This window comes from Gilvimarinus chinensis DSM 19667, assembly GCF_000377745.1.
GTDB classification, from domain to species: Bacteria; Pseudomonadota; Gammaproteobacteria; order Pseudomonadales; family Cellvibrionaceae; genus Gilvimarinus; species Gilvimarinus chinensis.
This window is the reverse complement of sequence record NZ_KB898710.1, coordinates 83,874-102,958: the sequence shown is the minus strand read 5'-3', so window position 1 is coordinate 102,958 and position 19,085 is coordinate 83,874. Positions and strand designations below refer to the sequence as shown.

Sequence of the window (19,085 nt, the reverse complement as noted above, 5' to 3'; positions counted from 1 at the left end):
GCTCCAGCTCCAGCTCCAGCTCCAGCTCCAGCTCCAGCTCCAGCTCCAGCTCCAGCTCCAGCTCCAGCTCCAGCTCCAGCTCCAGCTCCAGCTCCTCAGTATCGTCCTCATCCAGCGAGTCGAGCGCAAGCGAATCTTCCAGTAATTCAAGCTCAAGTAGCAGCTCTGCGGTGCCGCTGGAATCGGTAGGTGCCGTACAAACGTCTGCCGGCAGCTCTCGAGTAAGCGTTGAATGGCAACCAGTAGCCGGAGCCACGGGTTACAATCTTTACTGGGCCAGTGAACCTTATATCAACAGCGCCAATATTCATGCCTATAACAATGGCGATTGGCAGCAAGACGTCAGCTCGCCACAGCAGGTCACAGGCCTAAGCAACGGCCAGACTTATTACTTCGTAGTAACCGCCACCGCCGACGGGCAAGAAACCGAAGACAGCATTGAAGTTTCCGCCACACCACGCAGTCAGACCGCTCAAAACAACCCCTCTGCGCAAGAAGTACTGATGCTTGAGCTGGTTAACCGGGCACGCTTTGACCCCGAGGCCGAAGCAGCCCGCTATGGTATTGACCTGAATCAGGGCCTGAGCCCCGGCACAATCAGCAGCGCGCAAAAGCCGCCCCTGGCGCACAACCGTCAATTGATGCAAGCTTCGCGCGAGCACAGCCAATGGATGCTCAATGCCGATGTGTTTTCTCACACGGGTGAGAATGACAGCAGCCCCGGTGATCGCATGGCCGCCGCCGGATATCGCTTTAACCCACCCTACAGCTATGGTGAAAATATCGCCGTCAGCGGCACCTCCGGGTCAACACTGAACAAAACCTCTCAAATATATGCCCACCACGAAGGTCTGTTTGAGTCCGCAGGCCACAGGCGTAACCTCTTGAGTACAAGCTTCAAAGAACTGGGGGTCGGGCAAAACATCGGCACCTATTATTTCAGCGGCGACTTTGGAGACTGGTTTTTGTCGTCCATGCTCACGCAGAGCTTTGCCGCCAGCGGTGCGTCACATTTTGTTACTGGGGTTGTCTACAAGGATAATAATGGCAATCAATTTTACGACGTGGGCGAGGGCATTTCCGGTGCAACCGTAAAAGTAGGAAGCTTCAGCACCACCACATCCGACGCAGGCCTGTACACGCTAAGCGTAAACAACGGCAGTTACAGCATCACCATAACCACAAGCGGTATCGATATTAACGACACCATCGAAATCAGCGGCGCAAACCGTAAGTTCGATGTCATTGTAGATGGCACAACGGCCTCGGTACACAGCTGGTAGCAGACTTAGCGCTGCAATCAGAATAACGAGATTTGCTGGTCGGTGACAGCGGCCAGCGAATCACCTAAAAAATGCAAAATACCATCCGCGACAGGCGCGAGCTGCTTATCACGATAATGCTCGTAGTCAATGGGGCTGCGCCTGGCATTCACAGGTTCGGCACCGTTTGTGGTTATGACATAGCTCACCCAATCTCCACGGCGCAATACACCGGCGCCCCAGTCCCGCTGCTTACGCGCTGCCTGCACATGGGGCGGAATATTTTTTTCGTAATCGTCAAGACGGCGTCTTAAACGCTTACGGTACACCAGCTTATCATCAGCTTCGCCGCGCATTAACCGATTCACGCAATCGAGTACGCAGTCTCGATAGTCCAGCTCCAGAAATACTCGCCGATACAACTCTGTTTGAAACTCCCGCGCCAAAGGCGTCCAATCGGTGCGTACAGATTCCAAGCCTTTGAACACTAAGGTTTCTGTATCGCCCTGTGTTGCAAGGCCTGCGTAACGCTTTTTGCTGCCCTCATCCGAACCGCGCACCGTGGGCATTAAAAACTTTCGATAGTGAGTTTCAAATTCAATTTCTAATGCGCTATCAATGTTTAGCTCTTGAAATAATTTGTCGCGCCACCAGGCGTTTAACCCTTGCGCCAGTTCGGCACCAACATCACGCGCCCGATCATTGGTTAAGGTGCCACTCTCACCCCTAAGCCAAACAAACACAGAGTCGGTATCACCGTATATGACCTTCTGCCCCTGCTGTTCGATCCAATTTTTACTGGCCTGAATAATTTCGTGACCGCGCAGGGTAATAGAGCTGGCAATGCGGGGGTCAAAAAACCGGCAACCGGTCGAACCCAAAACACCATAAAAAGAATTCATAATAATTTTAATAGCGTAGGATAAAGGCACATTCGCCTGCGACTTAGCCAGCTCACGAGCACGCCATAAATTTTCAATCATGTCGGGCAGAATGGCATTATTGCGATCAAACTCAGCGCCGTTAAAACCCGGCACACACTCGGCCGCAGGCGCCATGGCAAGGCTCGCTTTCCAAAAAGCGCAGGGGTCGATAAAAAAGGTGCGAATAATGCTGGGGTACAGGCTTTTGAAATCCAACACTAAAACATGCTGATAAATACCCGGCTCCGAATCCATGACGTAGCCACCGGGACTGATAATATCGGTTCTTAGCTCACCCAAATTAGGCGCAATAAACCCGGCGCGATGCAGGCGTGGTAAATAGCTGTATTCAAACGCCGCCACCGAGCCGCCAATACGGTCTAATAACAAACCTGTAAGCTGACTGCGCTCAATGGCAAAGGCCAGCAACCCCTCGCGGGAAAAAATCTCCCACACCAGCTCACAGTCTTTGAGGTTATAGCGGGCCAGCTCGGGCTTGTTGCTGGCAAACAACCGGGTAATATCCTCACCGCGACCTGCGCCATGCAGTAACTTTCCCTCCCCCAGAAGTTCTGTCGCTACCTGATTCAACGCAAAACTTTCAAATTGATAGTTGGCGGCTTTTAACAACTCAATGCCATCGAGCATAACCCGGCCAGAAACGTTGACAAAACGGCGTCCACCCTCACCTTTTTCTTCGCGCCAATGAGGTGTACGGCGGCCTCGTCCCAGCGTCAAAGACACCTTTAATCTGTCAGCCACTCGCTGCAAAACCCACAGATCAAACTGCACCAGGTTCCAGCCAATTAAAGCGTCTGGATCTTCCGTTTCCAACCATTGCAGAAACCGCAGTAAACACGCCTTTTCCCCGGGGCAGAAAATAAGACGCGCATCGTCATTCAGTTGCCGCTCCACATCCAAATCCGACACCATAAACACTATGCGTGAGCGCGCCGAAAAAACGCCAATGGAATACAAACGCTTTGCGTCCATAGTGGTTTCAATATCCACCGATGCAAGGCTTAACGTCGGGCGGTAATCAGCCGGTTGCAACATCGGATCCACCCAGGCCGTCGAGCCCGAGTGTTGCGACTGCAACTTGGCACCTGCGGTAATAAAACGCTCCATTAAAAACCGCTCTGCCGGGCGAATGTCCGCCTCCCAGCAGGCAATAGCGTGTGAGGTGAGGCGCTTTTCGGCCTCGCGCGCCAGCCCCACACGAGTGAAATACAAGGCGGCGACCGCTTTTCCATCTCGTGTGGTTAAGGTCAAGGCACGACTGCGCCAGCCGCGCATATCCGCTAACAGCTGCTGAGCTTGAGGGAGCTTACCGGCCAGAATAAAAAACACCGCCTCTTGGGCGGTGTGCCTGGTGTGTACTGGGCCGTTATCCGTAGCCCACCAGTAGTCCAGCTCTAGCCCGCGGCGACCGTCGCGCCAACCACGGGTTAATAAAAAAGCGTCTGTCATCCTTGCGCGAGCAGCTCCCGCAAGTCGATTATTGCCGCATTCGCTCGGGAGATGTACGACGCCATGACCAACGAGTGATTTGCCAAAATACCAAAACCACTGCCGTTTAATATCATCGGACTGTATACCCGGTTTTGCGTGGCCTCTAACTCGCGAATGATTTGCTGTAAGCTAACCCGCGCGTTTTTCTTTTGCAGCACATCGGCAAAGTCGTACTCCACCGCACGCAAAAAATGAATTAACGCCCAAGCAGAACCCCGCGCTTCAAAATAAATATCGTCAATTTCCATCCAGGGGGTTTTCACAAATTCGTCGCCGGGCGCAGGGGTCGATTGCGAAGCCCCGGCTTCGCCAGCTAAATCTAAATTTAAGCGCTGCTGGCCCACACTCGCACTTAACCGCTGCGAAAGATTTCCCAAGCGCGTTTCTACTGTCGCCAGCCAATACCGAAGATTATCTGCCCTAGCGTAAAACTGCGCATTTTTTTGTTTGGGGTCAAGTAAGCGATCCAAATACGCATTTAAGTGCTCGGCACCTTCTCGGTATTGCTTTTCGGTAGGAGGAAACAACCAGCTGTCGTTATTAAAATTAAAGCGGGATTCGGCTAATGCCAGGTCTTTATCCTCCAGGGATTGGGATTGCGAGCGACTGAAAGCCTCACGCATCGCTTTACTCATATCACGCACTTGAATAATTACGCCGTATTCCCAATTGGGCATATTGTCGAGCCAGATACTCGGCGGCATAACATCATTGCTCAAGTAGCCGCCGCGCTTGTTCAGCAGCGTTTCGGTTACCGCGAGTAAACTAACCGTTGTTGCCGCACCCACCACGGGCCCACGGGACTTCTGCGCTAATACGCTTTCGGTGCGAGCCTGCACATTGAAAGTTTCAGGCGTATAACTCCAATACATACCCAGCACGATCAGCAGCAATAAAAGAATCAATAAAGGAAAAATAAACCAGGCGAGTCTTTTTTTCTTTCCGCTCGGCTTTTCTTTTCCGTCAAACGAAGACAGCTCCGGCTCGTTCACCGCACTGTCTTTACTCATTATTTTTTGCCATTGGCGCTTTGCACTTTCCATTGTTTTGTCTCCTTAATCAGTGATGATGCTGGTGATCCGGCTCATCGAACAAGCTGGTAACGTGTACAGGCACCACTACCGGCTCACGCTTGGCGAAACTCAAGGTCAATTCAACCGTATCGCCACTGCGTACCGTTTTATACACATCTTTGAGCATGACATGCCAACCACCAGAGGCAAAAGTAAAGCTTTCACCTGCCGCCAGGGTCAGAGACTCTTCCCGGCGCATTTTCATAACCCCGTTTTCGCTACTATGGGAGTGAAGCTCGGCGCTCTTAGAGCAGGTGCAAGCCAGCGCCTGTAAAACGGCTGCCGAATCGCTGCGATTCTCTATTTTGAAATAGGCAGCCGATGTGCTTTGCCCGGGAACAGGCAGGCGCATACTGGCATCGCTGACCGTGATTGATTGGGCCGCCGCACTCAGCGGGAAAAATCCACTACCCATCAGAAACAAAGAGACGGCAAAAATCCGGGCCCGTGTCTGTGGTTTTGGCATGATTATTACTCTCAATTTTAGAGTGGAGGAAGAAACTCAATGCGCGCGGGATGGCCTATTTGAATATCCCCACGCAACAAGTAGCCGGCCACCGCTTCGCGCATAGTCTGGTAAATCCAGCGGCCCTGTGCATCGGTGCTTGCAACAATTAACACCATGTTTTCGTGCGCTTTAGCGCGGCGTGCCAGTTCAGTCAATTCGGCTTTTATGCTTGCAGAACGCTGAGACAAGGCCTCGCTGTCAAGCGCAACACTTTCGTCTGAAACAGGGCGAGCAGCGGGCTTTTCAATTGCCTCACGCTGCTGAGCCACAAGCTCTTGCACCGCGGCATCTTCGGGCAGCACGCTCGCAGCTCGACTCAGATACGTCTCGGCCTCATCAAAGCGGCTGCGCTGAGCGGCACTGCGCGCCATATCCAGGTAACGTAAAACGATGAACTGCAACCCCATTATCGCGGCACTGTTATCCGAGTCCAATAAAAGCACTGAGCGATACCGATCATAAGCATTGTCGTAGCCGGGGCTGATTAATCGGTCGCGGGCCAAAGCACGATCAGCATCATAAAGTAGATTGGAAATATGCTGTGCCCGTCGCTGCTCAGGGCTCAACTCAGGTTGAGACGGGGGCGCCTGCTCAGCTTCAAGCTCTACTTGTTTCATTTGCGATCCGGCACAAGCGGTGAGCATCATTACACCGATTATTAGACAACAGCGACAAAGCGCAGTATTTAGCCCCACTTTTTGATAACCTCTTGCGGATATAGCACGGTAAACATAACAGTAGGCCAGTGTAGCCCGATGCACCGAGGCTCGGCAACGTAAGTGCCGCGCTTTGCGATGGATGCACCAGTGATAGATGCACCATAGGGAACCAAGCGCCCATCAGCTGATCTTATGCTGACTAAAATTTTGATCTTTTACCCACAGGCAAGGCTTCATGAAGTCCAGATTTTACCGCTTAATCGCAATCGTATGCTTCGCATTCGCAACGGCCAATATTCACGCTAGCGAGACAACATCTTTGCTGGCCCCAGGAAGCCAGGGAGAAGCCTCGCCAGTCACACGACAATCGTTAGGGGCAAATAGCGATAACAGCGAGCCCGAATTCTTGCCCGTTACCGAAGCTTATCTGCTTTCCAGCTGGATTAAAAACAACCAACTGATCTTACACTGGGACATTGAACCCGGTTATTACCTTTACCAGGAAAAGTTCAACCTGGTTACCGACAACGGAGAGGTCATAACTCCAAGCTATTCTGCCGGTGAAGAGAAATACGATGAATATTTTGAGAAATTCATGCAGGTTTATTACACCGGCGCCACTTTAACCGTACCTCTTGCTGAACGAAATGAAAGCTTCACTCTTAAAATTCAGTCTCAGGGCTGCGCCGACGCGGGGCTATGCTACCCACCCCATGACGATTACCTGCTGATCGACCCCGCCACCAGCAGTACCGAAGTTGTCGACACTCCAACACCCAAGCCCGCGGATATCGCCTCAAAACCCGCAAGCTCATTGCCACTGATTATCGTGTTCGCCCTGTTCGGCGGTATTGTTCTCAATTTAATGCCCTGCGTATTTCCTGTGCTGTCCATTAAAGTGCTAAGCCTTGCCAGCGCTCACCGTGAGCGCTTGAAGCTGCACGGCTGGGCCTATACAGCTGGCATTGTTGTAAGCTTTGCCGCCTTCGCCTTCGCTTTAATGCTCGCCCGCGCCGGGGGCGAAGCGATAGGCTGGGGTTTCCAGCTGCAGTCTCCCATGCTCATCGCCGCACTGGTGTATCTGTTTTTAGCGATGGGGCTGGCATTATCGGGCTTACTTAATATCGGCGCAGGCTTTATGGGAATCGGCCAGGGCCTGGCGCAAAAATCTGGGCTATCTGGCTCCTTCTTTACTGGCGTGCTTGCCGCAGTCGTTGCCAGCCCCTGCACCGCACCGTTTATGGGTGTGGCGTTAGGCTATGCGCTCACCCAGCCGATGCTGGTTTCGCTGGTGATATTCTGCGCCCTGGGCTTTGGCATGGCGCTCCCCTTGCTGGCCTTGTGCTATTTCCCTCGGTTAGTACACCACCTGCCCCAACCCGGCCCGTGGATGGACACCTTGAAGCAAGCGCTGGCCTTCCCTCTATACCTAACCGCGCTGTGGCTGTTATGGGTGCTGGGACGTCAAGCTGGCACTGACGCCATTGTGATGTTGCTTGCCGGGTTGCTCAGTTTCAGCCTGGCGCTGTGGCTAAAAGGCCACAGTCCTCGAAATAAAGCAGGGAAATGGCTGCTGGGCATTTTCACTACCGGCGCGCTCATTATCGCCCTAAGCTTGCCTTTCGTTTGGCTGCAACGTGATACCGACCCACACAATCGCTGGCAAACCTACAGCGCCGACAAACTGAGCGAGTTACGCGCCCAGGGCCGCGGTGTTTTTGTCAATCTGACCGCCGATTGGTGCTTAACCTGCCTGGCCAACGAGCGCATTACGCTCAACACTGACGAGGTGGCCGCCGCTTTTGATTACTACGATATCGCCACTCTCAAGGGTGATTGGACCAACCACGATGCAGCCATTACCAAACTGCTTGAGCAATATCAGCGCAGCGGAGTGCCTTTATACTTGTGGTACCCACCCGGCGGGTCCGGTCAGGCGGAAATACTGCCGCAACTGCTGCGCCGCGAACACCTTTTGGCTTCTTTCGCGCAAAGTTACCCGCAGAAAGCCGAATTTAAACCCTAAATAACGAGATTTACCGACATTTCGCGAACTTTAATTAAGTTTGCCGGAATACTGGGGCTAAAACTCATGAATTCCCCCTAAAGTGCAAACTTGAAAAATCTTCACTAAAAAATAAAAAACGCAAAAGCCGCTAAACGGTCGTAAACGTGCTGCTATTTTTCGGGATTTAAGAAAAAACTCACCGCAACATGGACAGAGCTTTTTTTTTACGGCAAACTTCCGGTCCTGTGGCAAGCGCCGACAGCGGCAACCCAACAAAACTAGGACTCAAGCATGGCAAGCATTTTGGTTTTGCACGGCCCCAACTTGAACTTGTTGGGCACTCGCGAGCCCGGCACCTACGGTGCCACAACGCTCGACGACATCAATCGTCAGCTCGTCGAGCTAGCTCGCAGTCAGGGGCATCATTTACTTGCCCTGCAAAGCAACGCTGAGTACGAACTGATCGACCGCATTCATGAGGCGCGTCACGAGGGAGTGGACTTTATTATCATCAACCCCGCCGCGTTTACTCACACCAGCGTTGCGCTTCGCGATGCGCTGCTGGCGGTCGAAATCCCGTTTATTGAAGTACATTTAAGTAACGTTTATAAGCGCGAGCCGTTTCGTCACAAATCTTATTTTTCTGATATTGCCGAGGGCGTCATTTGCGGCCTCGGTGCCGAGGGGTATCAGCTAGCGTTACAAGCGGCCTTTAGCCGCACAGCCGACAACCCTTAATCACATTCGTCACCCGTTCAAGAGAGGGCACACATGGACATTCGTAAAATTAAAAAACTGATCGAACTGCTGGAAGAGTCAGATATCGGCGAACTGGAAATCAAGGAAGGCGAAGAGTCTGTTCGCATCAGCCGCAACTCGGGCAATGTTGCAGTTTCTCCACAACCTTACTACGCCCCTGCAGCGCCTGCCGCACCCGCACCACAAGCGCCAGCCCCTGCAGCCGACGCCGCACCAGCCACCGCCGACGCCACTCCCGCCCATAGCGGTCACGCGGTTACATCGCCAATGGTCGGCACCTTCTATCGCTCACCCAGCCCGGGCTCTGCGGCGTTTGTAGAGGTAGGTAAACAAGTAAAAGCCGGCGATGTTATCTGCATCGTGGAAGCCATGAAAATGATGAACCAGATCGAAGCGGATAAATCCGGCACCATTGAAGCTATTTTGGTCGAAGACGGTGAACCGGTAGAGTTCGACCAACCCTTGGTAACCATCGTTTAAGCACCCTGTGCCGATTTATCGAGGAGTTGGTTTATGTTTGAAAAAATTCTGATCGCCAACCGCGGTGAGATTGCCCTGCGGGTGCTGCGCGCCTGTAAAGAGATGGGCATTAAAACCGTGGCTGTGCATTCACAAATTGATCGCAACCTGAAACACGTGCGCCTGGCAGACGAGTCTGTCTGCATAGGTCCTAACCCATCGCCGCAAAGCTATCTGAACATTCCGGCGATCATCAGCGCCATGGAAGTGACAGACTCTGTCGCCGTGCATCCAGGCTATGGCTTTCTGGCCGAGAACGCCGATTTTGCCGAGCAGGTTCAAAAAAGCGGCTTTACTTTTATCGGCCCCGATCCGGATGTCATCCGCATGATGGGCGACAAAGTATCAGCCATCGTAGCAATGAAAAAAGCGGGCGTACCTACCGTACCCGGCTCTGACGGCCCACTGCCAACACACGACGCCGACACCTGCCACGATATTGCCCGCCGCATCGGCTACCCGATTATCATTAAAGCCGCCGCAGGTGGCGGTGGCCGCGGTATGCGCGTGGTGCACACCGAAGGCTCGCTGATGAGCTCTATCAGCATCACCCAGAACGAAGCCAAAAACGCCTTCGGTGACGATACGGTTTACATGGAAAAATTCCTGCAAAACCCTCGTCACGTTGAAATTCAGGTGTTGTCGGATGGCCAGGGCAACGCCATTCACCTGGGTGACCGCGACTGCTCTTTGCAGCGCCGCCACCAGAAGGTATTGGAGGAGGCGCCAGCACCCGGCATCCCAGAAGACGTGCGGGCCGCCACAGCCCACTCGTGCGTACAGGCGTGTATCGACATCGGCTACAAAGGCGCCGGTACCTTTGAGTTTCTGTACGAGGACGGCCGCTTCTATTTCATTGAAATGAACACCCGCGTTCAGGTGGAGCACCCGGTCACCGAAATGGTAACGGGCGTGGACATCATCAAAGAACAGATTCGCGTTTGCGCCGGGCAAAAGCTGTCGATCAAGCAAGAAGATGTCGTCATTCGAGGTCACGCCTTCGAGTGCCGCATTAACGCTGAAGATCCAAACACCTTTATGCCCTGCCCCGGTACCATCAAAAACTACCACGCACCGGGCGGCCTGGGCGTGCGAGTGGACTCGCACCTTTACAGCGGCTATTCGGTACCACCTAACTACGACTCCATGATCGCCAAGATCATCACCCACGCGGACACCCGCATTGAAGCCTTGGATCGCATGAAAAATGCGCTGGAAGAAACCATCATCGATGGCATTCGCACCAACATTCCACTGCAACAACGCCTGGTTCGCGACGCGCCTTTCCGCGAAGGCGGGGTGAACATCCACTACCTGGAGAAAAAGCTCGAGGGTTAACCTCTTAAGGCGCCACCCCACTCAGGGTGGCGCTCTGCTTTCAAGTTGACGACTATGCCCTGGCTGCAATTAAAACTCACCACCACCCGCAAACAAACCGAACCGCTCGAAGACGCTTTATTAAGCTGCGGCGCCTGCTCGGTAACCTTAGAAGACAACGCCGACCAACCCATTCTCGAGCCCGGCCTGGGTGAAACCCCGCTGTGGGATCAGGTAAAAATTACCGGCCTGTTCGATGCCGATATCGACACCGCGATAACCACTGCCAGCATTACAAGTGCACTGGGCGAAAACCTGCCGGAGCACTACTGGGAACAGCTTGAAGATAAAGACTGGGAACGGGAGTGGATGAGCAATTACCATCCCATCTGTTGCGGCGACCGCTTATGGATTTGCCCCAGCTGGTGTGAACCACCGGAACCAGAAAAAATTAATATTCTGCTCGACCCCGGCCTCGCCTTTGGCACCGGCACCCACCCCACCACCTATTTGTGCATGCAGTGGCTGAACGACCAAAACCTTGAGGGGCTAGACATTATCGATTACGGCTGCGGCTCTGGCATTCTCGGCATTGCCGCGCTTAGGCTCGGTGCCAAACATGCATTAGGGGTGGACATTGATCCACAAGCCTTAATCGCCACCAAAGCCAATGCCGCCCGCAACCACCTGGAGGCAGACGCCATGCCGGTATATCTGCCCGCGCAAGCTCCCGAGGCGAACGCCGACGTCGTACTGGCCAATATACTGGCCGGCCCTCTGGCAGAGCTGGCACCGAAACTTACCGCTCTAACTCGCTTAAACGGGTATATTTGCCTGTCAGGCATATTAGCGACTCAAGCGCAAACGGTTATGGACGCTTACAGCGGACACTTTGAATTTGACCCCGTCGCACAAAAAGACGAGTGGGTTCGAATAACCGGGCGCAAAATTCGCTAAAATAGCGCCAATTTACCCCGCTCGGGTTTGTCGTTACACTCAGAGAACTGTACGCCACGCGCATTTGAAAGGACTGCCTGATCCATGGCCAATATGGTTACCCGCTGCCCCCAGTGTAAAACCTCGTTTCGGATTACTCCGACACAGATACAAAAAGCCAAGGGCGCGGTACGCTGTGGCTCCTGCCTGCATATATTTAACGCCGAGCAGCACCTGATCGAAGGGGCCATCGTCAAGCCTAAAACCACCCCCAGGCCTGCGGCCAAAGCAAAGTCAACGCCACCCCCTGAACAAACCAGCCTGGCTATAGAAGAACCCAAAACACCGGCAGCCCCTTCCTCAGAAGGCGCCACACCGCACCAGAGCAAACGTGAGAAAAGCGGCAAGCTGCTATTTGATCAAGAGCAAATTGATCGAGAAAGCGAGCAGGATGATGATTTTTTAATCAGCGACGACATGGACCAAACCTCTGCCCCCGAAGAGGATATTTTATACGTCGGCTCCAAACAGGAAGACCGCTCACTGTTTGACCGCAAACCCCATAGAGAAGAACAAGAGTTTATTGACGATAGCGATGAGTCCTGGGCAGAAAGCTTGCTGCGCGAAGACAATAACGTTCAGGCAGCGAGCACACCCAGTCGCGCTGACAATTTGAATGCCTCCGAGCCAAGTGAGTATTCAACAAGCCTCGACGCCGATGAATTTATTTTCGACAATGATGAACCCGATACATACCCCGATGTAGAGCCGGACACCACTTACGAAGCTCCACCCGCCGAGCCCACTGACAGCAGCGCACCTGCGCCACGCTTTCATCTGCACGACAACCCCGATGAAGAGCCGGCCCACAGCGAAAGCCTGCGCGCTTACGACAGTGATCGCACCGCACTTTTGATGGGCATTGATCAGGTTCCCGTCGAAATGACGGACATCAGCTCCAGCCGCTGGCGGTCGCGTTTATTATGGGGAGGACTCTCATTTTTGGCACTGCTCGCGTTAGTGGCTCAAGTCGCCTGGCTGCAGTTTGACCGCCTCGCAAGCACGCAAACCTACCGACCTTATTACCAGGCCGCCTGCGATGCACTGGGCTGCACGCTACCCGCGCAAGCCGATAAATCACGTATCAAGGCGTATAACCTCGTGGTTCGCAACCACCCGGAAGTTAACAGCGCGTTAATGGTAGACGCCATGATTCTCAACAATGCCCCCTTTGCCCAGCGCTACCCTAATTTGCGCCTGGTGTTCACCAGCACCAACAACAAACCTGTAGCAAGCCGCGAATTTACTCCTGCCGAGTACCTTCGAGGTGAGCTGGCGGGCAGCACTATCATGCCTTCCAAGCAACCCATACACCTTTCTTTAGAGCTGGCAGACCCCGGCCCCGAGGCCGTGAACTACCGTATGGAAATTCGCTAAAAGTCAAGACCAAAATCGGCTAAAAAAAACACAATCTGGCTGATTTCTGCGTTCCCAATCCAGTTGCAAAAAGGTATCATAGCCAGCCTTTTTCGGCGGCACCTTTCACCCGACCAACACGGTCGGGTAAGCAAGCCCAGTAACAAACAGCGTCGGTAGGTAGTTGAAAGTGTTTCAGATTGGTCCCTATCACATCGACTCGAGGGTGATACTCGCCCCCATGGCTGGTGTTACCGATCGTCCCTTTCGTCAACTATGTCGCGCTCAAGGCGCGGGGCTGGTAGTTTCTGAAATGGTAACTTCTGACAGCTCATTATGGCATAGCCGTAAGAGTCGTCAGAGACTGGATCACGCCGGTGAAGTCGGCCCTATAGCCGTACAGATTGCCGGTGGAGACCCGCAGATGATGGCTGAGGCCGCGCGACTCAATGTCGATAACGGCGCAGAAATCATCGATATCAACATGGGTTGCCCAGCCAAAAAAGTCTGCAAGAAAGCAGCGGGATCGGCCCTATTAAAGGATAAACAACTGGTGGCGGATATTCTGCACGCGGTAGTAACCGCAGTAGAAGTACCTGTCACCCTGAAAATACGCACCGGTTGGTGCCCCGAGTCACGTAACGCGGCAACCATTGCCCGCCTTGCGCAAGACTTAGGCATTGCCGCCTTAGCCATACATGGTCGAACCCGCGCCTGCCGTTTCGGTGGCAGCGCCGAGTACGACACTATAGCCGAGGTAGTAAGTCAGCTAGACATACCGGTGTTTTGTAATGGCGATATCGACAGCCCTGAAAAGGCGCGTCAGGTACTCGACCACACGGGCGCCCAAGCCGTCATGATTGGGCGGGCGGCCCAGGGGCGCCCTTGGATTTTCCGACAAATCGATCACTATTTGCGCACAGGTGATCACTTGCCGGAACCTCCCCTGAGTGATATCAGGGACATACTCTGTGCCCATCTGGGTGAACTGGCCGAATTTTACGGCCCCGTTATGGGCCCGCGTATTGCGCGTAAGCACTTGGGCTGGTACTTGAAAACCATGCCCGACAGCGAGCCGTTTCGCGCCAGCTTTAACCAGCTGGATAAGACCGAAGATCAACATGCCAGCGTTCGCAACTACTTCGAACCGCTGATAGAAAGAGAGGAAAAAGCGGCATGAACTCAGCAGAAACATTTATTACCGATGCACCTATCGCACCCCAGCAAAGTGTGGCCGAACCCCAGGGCCAGTCGTTGCGCGGTAGTGTAGAGCAAGCCATGGAAAATTATTTCCAGCACCTGGACGGACAATCGGTAAGTAACGTCTATGAAATGGTAATGGCCGAAGTTGAAGCGCCACTGTTGGAAGTGGTACTGAAGTACACCCGCCACAACCAAACTCGCGCCGCTCAGGTTCTGGGTTTAAACCGCGGCACCCTGCGCAAAAAGCTGAAACAATACGGCTTGCTGTAATCGCGCTTTAGACGCTTAGCGTCTGGGCTCCGGGGTGGTTATGACCACCCTTTTTATTTTTACCCCCTGTCAACATGCTAATGGAAAACCGAAACCATATGAGCAATGTCACCGACCTGGCACCGGTAAAACGCGCACTGATCAGCGTGTCGGATAAAACCGGAATTGTCGAATTTGCCACTGCCCTGCACCAAGCGGGTGTCGAAATCCTCTCAACCGGCGGCACCTACCGCCTGTTAAAAGACAACCAAATTCCCGCCGTGGAAGTGTCCGACTACACGGGCTTTCCCGAAATGATGGACGGCCGGGTTAAAACCCTGCACCCCAAGGTACACGGTGGCATCCTCGCCCGTCGCGGCCAGGATGACGCGGTGATGAATGAGCACGGCATCGGTGGCATCGATATGGTCGTGGTTAACCTTTACCCCTTTGAAAACACCGTGGCCAAGGCGGATTGCTCACTGGAAGACGCCATTGAAAACATTGATATCGGTGGCCCCACTATGGTTCGCGCGGCGGCAAAGAATCACGCCTGGGTTAACATCGTGGTAAACGCCAGCGACTATGACAAAGTATTGGGTGAGATCCAAGCCAACAACGGCAGCACCACCTACAAAACCCGCTTTGATCTCGCCATCAAAGCCTACGAGCACACCGCCGCCTACGACGGCGCTATTGCTAACTATTTCGGCCGCATGGTTGAAGGTGGCAACGAAGATTTTCCGCGCACCTTTAACAGCCAGTTCCATCAAGTGCAAACACTGCGCTACGGTGAAAACTCCCATCAAAAAAGCGCTTTTTTTGTGGAGAAAAATCCAGCACCCGGCACTATTTCGACGGCCAAACAGCTACAAGGCAAAGAGTTGTCTTACAACAATATCGCTGATACCGACGCTGCGCTGGAAACCGTTAAGCTATTTGACGCTCCCACCTGCGTTATCGTTAAGCACGCCAACCCGTGTGGCGTAGCCAGCGGCGAGAATCTGCTGAGCGCCTACGAACGCGCCTTCGCCACCGATCCCGAATCTGCATTTGGCGGCATCATCGCTTTCAACCGCACATTGGATGCCGCTACTGCTAAAGCGATTGTCGAGAAACAATTTGTTGAAGTCATCATCGCTCCGGCAATTGATTCGGCCGCGGTTGAAGCGGTAAGCGCAAAGAAAAATGTGCGTTTGCTGGAGTGCGGCGAATGGGGCCAAGCACCGAGCGACTTCGACTACAAACGCGTCGCCGGCGGCTTACTGGTGCAAGACCGTGACAATGGCACCGTCAGCGAGTCCGATTTAAAAGTGGTCACCAAAAAAGTGCCCACCGAAGCTCAAATGCGCGACCTGCTGTTTACCTGGAAAGTGGCAAAAATGGTTAAATCCAACGCTATTGTCTACGGTAAGGATGGCGCCACCATCGGGGTGGGCGCGGGCCAGATGAGCCGTGTGAACTCAGCGCGTATTGCCGGTATTAAAGCCGAGCACGCAGGGCTTGAAGTACCGGGCTCTGTGATGGCGTCCGATGCGTTCTTCCCCTTCCGCGATGGCATTGATAACGCGGCCGCCGCGGGTATCGCCGCGGTGATTCAACCGGGCGGCTCCATGCGCGACGAAGAAGTCATTGCCGCTGCTGATGAAGCAGGCATTGCCATGGTGTTTACCGGAATGCGTCATTTCCGCCACTAAAACGAATAACGACGGACGATTTACAAACCAACGAATCGTCCGCCGTCTAACGTAAAACAAAAATTCAGGAGGATCGGCAGCACGCCGGAACACACACCGTTCCCCGTTAGCCGTTTACCGAAAACCATGAACATTCTTATCATCGGCGGCGGTGGCCGCGAACACGCTCTGGCCTGGAAAGCCGCCCAGAGTAAAAAAGTGGACACTGTTTTTCTTGCGCCGGGCAATGCCGGTACAGCACTGGATGACAAGTTAAAGAACGTCGACATTGGCGTTGGCGACTTTGCGCAATTGGTAGAATTTGCCAAGGCCGAGCAAATTGAGCTGACCATCGTCGGCCCTGAAGTACCGCTGGTTGAAGGCGTTGTCGACTACTTTGCCGAACATGACTTAGTGTGTTTTGGCCCGAGCAAAGGTGCTGCGCAGCTTGAAGGCTCAAAGTCGTTTACCAAAGACTTTTTAGCCCGCCACAACATCCCCACCGCGGAGTATCAAAACTTCACCGAAGTAGAGCCCGCCCTCGCGTACTTGCGGGAAAAAGGCGCGCCTATCGTGGTGAAAGCCGATGGTCTGGCCGCCGGTAAAGGCGTGATCGTAGCCGAAACACTCGCTCAGGCTGAAGAGGCCGTGCGCGATATGTTATCGGGCAACGCCTTTGGCGATGCCGGTTACCGCGTGGTGATTGAAGAGTTTCTCACCGGCGAAGAAGCCAGCTTTATCGTGATGGTAGACGGCGAAAATATTCTGCCCATGGCAACCAGTCAAGACCACAAGCGCGCCGGCGATGGCGACACGGGTTTGAATACCGGCGGCATGGGTGCTTACTCACCCGCACCGGTTGTAACGGACGCTGTTTATCAGCGCATTATGGATGAAGTGATTAAGCCCACCGTCGAAGGCATGGCCGCCGAAGGCAACCGCTACACAGGGTTTCTTTACGCCGGTCTGATGATCGACGGCGAAGGAACACCTAAAGTTATCGAATACAATTGCCGTTTTGGTGATCCGGAAACCCAACCGATCATGCTGCGCTTACAATCCGATTTGGTTGAGTTGTGTCTGGCTGCCACCCGTGGCGAGCTGGATAAAGCCAAGGCCGAGTGGGATTCACGCGCCTCTGTTGGCGTGGTATTAGCCGCCGGTGGCTACCCTGGCAGCTACAATAAAGGCGATATTATTTCCGGACTGCCCACCAGTGAAACCGTTGGCGAGAAAGTATTCCACGCCGGGACCGCGGAAAAAGGCGGCCAAGTGGTGACCAATGGCGGGCGTGTTCTTTGCGCCACCGCACTGGGCGATACCGTCAGCGAAGCGCAACAGCGCGCCTATCAACTGGCCGATAAAATCCAGTGGAAAGACGTCTACCTGCGCCGCGACATTGCCTACCGGGCCATCGCCCGCGAGCAAGAAACTCGCTAATAAAAAGCCATAAAAAACCCGCTACCAAGCGGGTTTTTTATGGTCTTTGATATTAATGATTATTCAAACGCTGGAGTCCAGTGCGCCAAGGGTATTTGCAAGCTCTCTAAAACCTGTAGCATCTGTAAATTTAGGCTCTCAGCAACAGGCAAAAACTCACTAAAGTCAGCGGTATTTATGTAGGCGTTAGCTTGCAACAAGAAACCTTGACGCTCCACTGCCTCAAAACGAACCCTGCGTGATGTTTCGAGCACCCGCGGATGCTCTTCCAGCACCTTATTCATTTCTTCCAGAGCGGCCTGTAACTTCTGACTGGTGACATCAAGAGACAGGTAAAAACTCTGCCGATACAAACGTTGATCGATCTCGGTGAAATTCTCCAATACTTGCGCTGAAAACAGCGAGTTGGGCACATTCACTAACGTGCGGTCTAATTTTCGCAGCACAGTGGAACGCAAGCCAATTTCCTCAACGGTGCCAACCACATTGCCAAAGCAGCAAAAATCACCGGGTTTGATCGGACGTGCAATAAACAAAGTAAATGCACCAAATACGTTCTCTAATGTTTTCTGCGCCGCCAGTGCCACCGCAAGCGAACCAATACCCAAACCCGTTAATACGGTTGCCATGTTGTACCCGGCGCTTTCCAGCCAGAATAGCACCGCGAAAATAATGATAATAACTTTTAACGTGGTGACTAAAGGCGTAACAAAACCCGGGGCGTAAGTTTCATCACGCGCGATGGCTCGACCGATATAAACAGCGCGAAAAAACTCAACCACCCCCAACACCAGAAACAGGCCTGCAAGATAGGCAAGAAAGCCTGTATCAAAAATAACTCTGGCCTTAAGGGGTAACCCTAATTGGAAAACGCTCCAGTTCAGGAAAAGGAAAAACAAGAAACGGCGCAATGGCTTACGGATAAGCCTTTGCATGGTGTCGCCATAAATAGAAAAGCGCTCCACCAGCTTGAGCAGTACCCACTTGATGATGCCTGTACCGAGCCACGCCACGACAATCAGCAAAATCAATGCAACAACTTGCCAGTTATGCATGTGAAACAACTTGAAATTGGGCAGCCAACGCTCAAGTATTTCTAGCTGAGAGGGGTATCCATATCGACTCCAGAGTTCGGGGATTTGCGCCACACTGGCGTTAGACAGCTTCCATACTTGATGACCATCTTCATCCGGGACACGCTGTAGATACATGTCATACGTTTTAGAGCTGCCTCGTAAACTCCCTAAAAGCTCTCGGTAAGGTGGAAGGCCATCATCGAGCTTACCGGTCTCTTCGTTGCTGATACTGGCCATATCCAGTATTTGATATTGCTCCCACACCAGGGTGAGCTTACGCATTAGCTCTGCGGGAGGTACCGCCTTAACATCGTCAGGTAGGTAGCGTAAATCGGCATACTGAGCCATGGCCTCCCACTGCTCTTTACGCCCTGCTTCACGCAGTAAAAGTACGGCTCCCAAAGGTGTGGCAAGAGGGCGTGAACGCTGTAAATGAGCGACCTCTTCTTCAGCCAGTGCATTCGCATCGACAATGTCTTTGAGCGTGACCTCCTGCCCTTGTGCCAAGCCTGCCAACCACCAGCAGCTAAGGCCCACAAGCCAACTTAT

16 protein-coding genes are annotated in these 19,085 nt (G+C 53.3%); 11 read left to right on the top strand and 5 right to left on the bottom strand.

Going from position 1 to position 19,085, the window contains the following annotated elements; translation table 11 throughout:
- The coding region (locus tag D568_RS21450) for a CAP domain-containing protein (RefSeq protein ID WP_211211694.1) at window positions 1–1,283 on the top strand (1,283 nt) is incomplete at its 5' end.
- A gap of 17 nt (window positions 1,284–1,300) precedes the next feature.
- Here D568_RS21450 and D568_RS20215 read toward each other — a convergent pair.
- From D568_RS20215 to D568_RS0113915, 4 genes are read right to left on the bottom strand one after another with little or no spacing between them, the layout of a single operon-like run.
- The gene (locus D568_RS20215) at window positions 1,301–3,655 is read right to left on the bottom strand and encodes a DNA polymerase II (protein WP_020210222.1); all 2,355 of its coding nucleotides are present in this window, start codon (window positions 3,653–3,655) and stop codon (window positions 1,301–1,303) included.
- Entirely contained in the window at window positions 3,652–4,740 is a 1,089-nt protein-coding gene (locus D568_RS0113925; RefSeq protein WP_020210221.1) for a DUF2333 family protein, read from the bottom strand. The genes D568_RS20215 and D568_RS0113925 overlap by 4 nt, the downstream gene beginning before the upstream one ends.
- Before the next feature lie 16 nt (window positions 4,741–4,756).
- The gene (locus D568_RS0113920) at window positions 4,757–5,236 is read right to left on the bottom strand and encodes a copper chaperone PCu(A)C (RefSeq protein ID WP_020210220.1); all 480 of its coding nucleotides are present in this window, start codon (window positions 5,234–5,236) and stop codon (window positions 4,757–4,759) included.
- 17 nt (window positions 5,237–5,253) lie between these two features.
- Entirely contained in the window at window positions 5,254–5,895 is a 642-nt protein-coding gene (locus tag D568_RS0113915; RefSeq protein ID WP_020210219.1) for a hypothetical protein, read from the bottom strand.
- Between the two features lie 277 nt (window positions 5,896–6,172).
- Here D568_RS0113915 and D568_RS0113910 point away from each other — a divergent pair, with 277 nt between their 5' ends.
- From D568_RS0113910 to purD, 10 genes are all read left to right on the top strand, one after another.
- Window positions 6,173–7,963: a protein-disulfide reductase DsbD family protein gene (locus tag D568_RS0113910; RefSeq protein WP_020210218.1), complete on the top strand. Its 1,791-nt coding sequence runs from the start codon at window positions 6,173–6,175 to the stop codon at window positions 7,961–7,963.
- Window positions 7,964–8,236: 273 nt separating this feature from the next.
- Entirely contained in the window at window positions 8,237–8,683 is a 447-nt protein-coding gene (aroQ, locus tag D568_RS0113905) for a type II 3-dehydroquinate dehydratase (protein ID WP_020210217.1), read from the top strand.
- A gap of 33 nt (window positions 8,684–8,716) precedes the next feature.
- The gene (gene accB / locus D568_RS0113900; protein ID WP_020210216.1) at window positions 8,717–9,184 is read left to right on the top strand and encodes an acetyl-CoA carboxylase biotin carboxyl carrier protein; all 468 of its coding nucleotides are present in this window, start codon (window positions 8,717–8,719) and stop codon (window positions 9,182–9,184) included.
- A gap of 33 nt (window positions 9,185–9,217) precedes the next feature.
- Complete coding sequence (gene accC / locus D568_RS0113895; RefSeq protein WP_020210215.1) at window positions 9,218–10,561, top strand: acetyl-CoA carboxylase biotin carboxylase subunit; 1,344 nt, start codon at window positions 9,218–9,220, stop codon at window positions 10,559–10,561.
- Between the two features lie 54 nt (window positions 10,562–10,615).
- Window positions 10,616–11,497, top strand: a complete 882-nt coding sequence (prmA, locus tag D568_RS0113890; RefSeq protein ID WP_020210214.1) for a 50S ribosomal protein L11 methyltransferase — start codon at window positions 10,616–10,618, stop codon at window positions 11,495–11,497.
- 84 nt (window positions 11,498–11,581) lie between these two features.
- Window positions 11,582–12,913, top strand: a complete 1,332-nt coding sequence (locus tag D568_RS0113885) for a DUF3426 domain-containing protein (protein WP_020210213.1) — start codon at window positions 11,582–11,584, stop codon at window positions 12,911–12,913.
- Between the two features lie 169 nt (window positions 12,914–13,082).
- The gene (dusB, locus tag D568_RS0113875) at window positions 13,083–14,072 is read left to right on the top strand and encodes a tRNA dihydrouridine synthase DusB (protein ID WP_157497878.1); all 990 of its coding nucleotides are present in this window, start codon (window positions 13,083–13,085) and stop codon (window positions 14,070–14,072) included.
- On the top strand, window positions 14,069–14,365 hold the full coding sequence (gene fis / locus D568_RS0113870) for a DNA-binding transcriptional regulator Fis (RefSeq protein WP_020210211.1): 297 nt from the start codon (window positions 14,069–14,071) through the stop codon (window positions 14,363–14,365). Before dusB ends, fis begins: the two co-directional genes overlap by 4 nt.
- A 98-nt stretch (window positions 14,366–14,463) precedes the next feature.
- Window positions 14,464–16,041 carry a bifunctional phosphoribosylaminoimidazolecarboxamide formyltransferase/IMP cyclohydrolase gene (gene purH / locus D568_RS0113865; RefSeq protein WP_020210210.1) on the top strand — a complete coding sequence of 526 codons (1,578 nt, stop codon included), beginning with the start codon at window positions 14,464–14,466 and terminating at the stop codon, window positions 16,039–16,041.
- Between the two features lie 126 nt (window positions 16,042–16,167).
- A complete protein-coding gene (purD, locus tag D568_RS0113860; protein ID WP_020210209.1) occupies window positions 16,168–17,460 on the top strand; it encodes a phosphoribosylamine--glycine ligase in 1,293 nt (430 codons plus the stop codon).
- 59 nt (window positions 17,461–17,519) lie between these two features.
- On the opposite strand, the gene D568_RS0113855 is transcribed toward purD, so the two are convergent.
- Window positions 17,520–19,073 carry a mechanosensitive ion channel family protein gene (locus D568_RS0113855; protein WP_020210208.1) on the bottom strand — a complete coding sequence of 518 codons (1,554 nt, stop codon included), beginning with the start codon at window positions 19,071–19,073 and terminating at the stop codon, window positions 17,520–17,522.
- Window positions 19,074–19,085: the final 12 nt, after the last annotated feature.

Bases quoted from the DNA above. Each gene is read 5' to 3' on its own strand.
- D568_RS20215 (WP_020210222.1), bottom strand. From the start codon at position 3,655: ATGACAGACGCTTTTTTATTAACCCGTGGTTGGCGCGACGGTCGCCGC.
- D568_RS0113925 (WP_020210221.1), bottom strand. From the start codon at position 4,740: ATGGAAAGTGCAAAGCGCCAATGGCAAAAAATAATGAGTAAAGACAGT.
- D568_RS0113920 (WP_020210220.1), bottom strand. From the start codon at position 5,236: ATGCCAAAACCACAGACACGGGCCCGGATTTTTGCCGTCTCTTTGTTT.
- D568_RS0113915 (WP_020210219.1), bottom strand. From the start codon at position 5,895: ATGAAACAAGTAGAGCTTGAAGCTGAGCAGGCGCCCCCGTCTCAACCT.
- D568_RS0113910 (WP_020210218.1), top strand. From the start codon at position 6,173: ATGAAGTCCAGATTTTACCGCTTAATCGCAATCGTATGCTTCGCATTC.
- aroQ (WP_020210217.1), top strand. From the start codon at position 8,237: ATGGCAAGCATTTTGGTTTTGCACGGCCCCAACTTGAACTTGTTGGGC.
- accB (WP_020210216.1), top strand. From the start codon at position 8,717: ATGGACATTCGTAAAATTAAAAAACTGATCGAACTGCTGGAAGAGTCA.
- accC (WP_020210215.1), top strand. From the start codon at position 9,218: ATGTTTGAAAAAATTCTGATCGCCAACCGCGGTGAGATTGCCCTGCGG.
- prmA (WP_020210214.1), top strand. From the start codon at position 10,616: ATGCCCTGGCTGCAATTAAAACTCACCACCACCCGCAAACAAACCGAA.
- D568_RS0113885 (WP_020210213.1), top strand. From the start codon at position 11,582: ATGGCCAATATGGTTACCCGCTGCCCCCAGTGTAAAACCTCGTTTCGG.
- fis (WP_020210211.1), top strand. From the start codon at position 14,069: ATGAACTCAGCAGAAACATTTATTACCGATGCACCTATCGCACCCCAG.
- purH (WP_020210210.1), top strand. From the start codon at position 14,464: ATGAGCAATGTCACCGACCTGGCACCGGTAAAACGCGCACTGATCAGC.
- purD (WP_020210209.1), top strand. From the start codon at position 16,168: ATGAACATTCTTATCATCGGCGGCGGTGGCCGCGAACACGCTCTGGCC.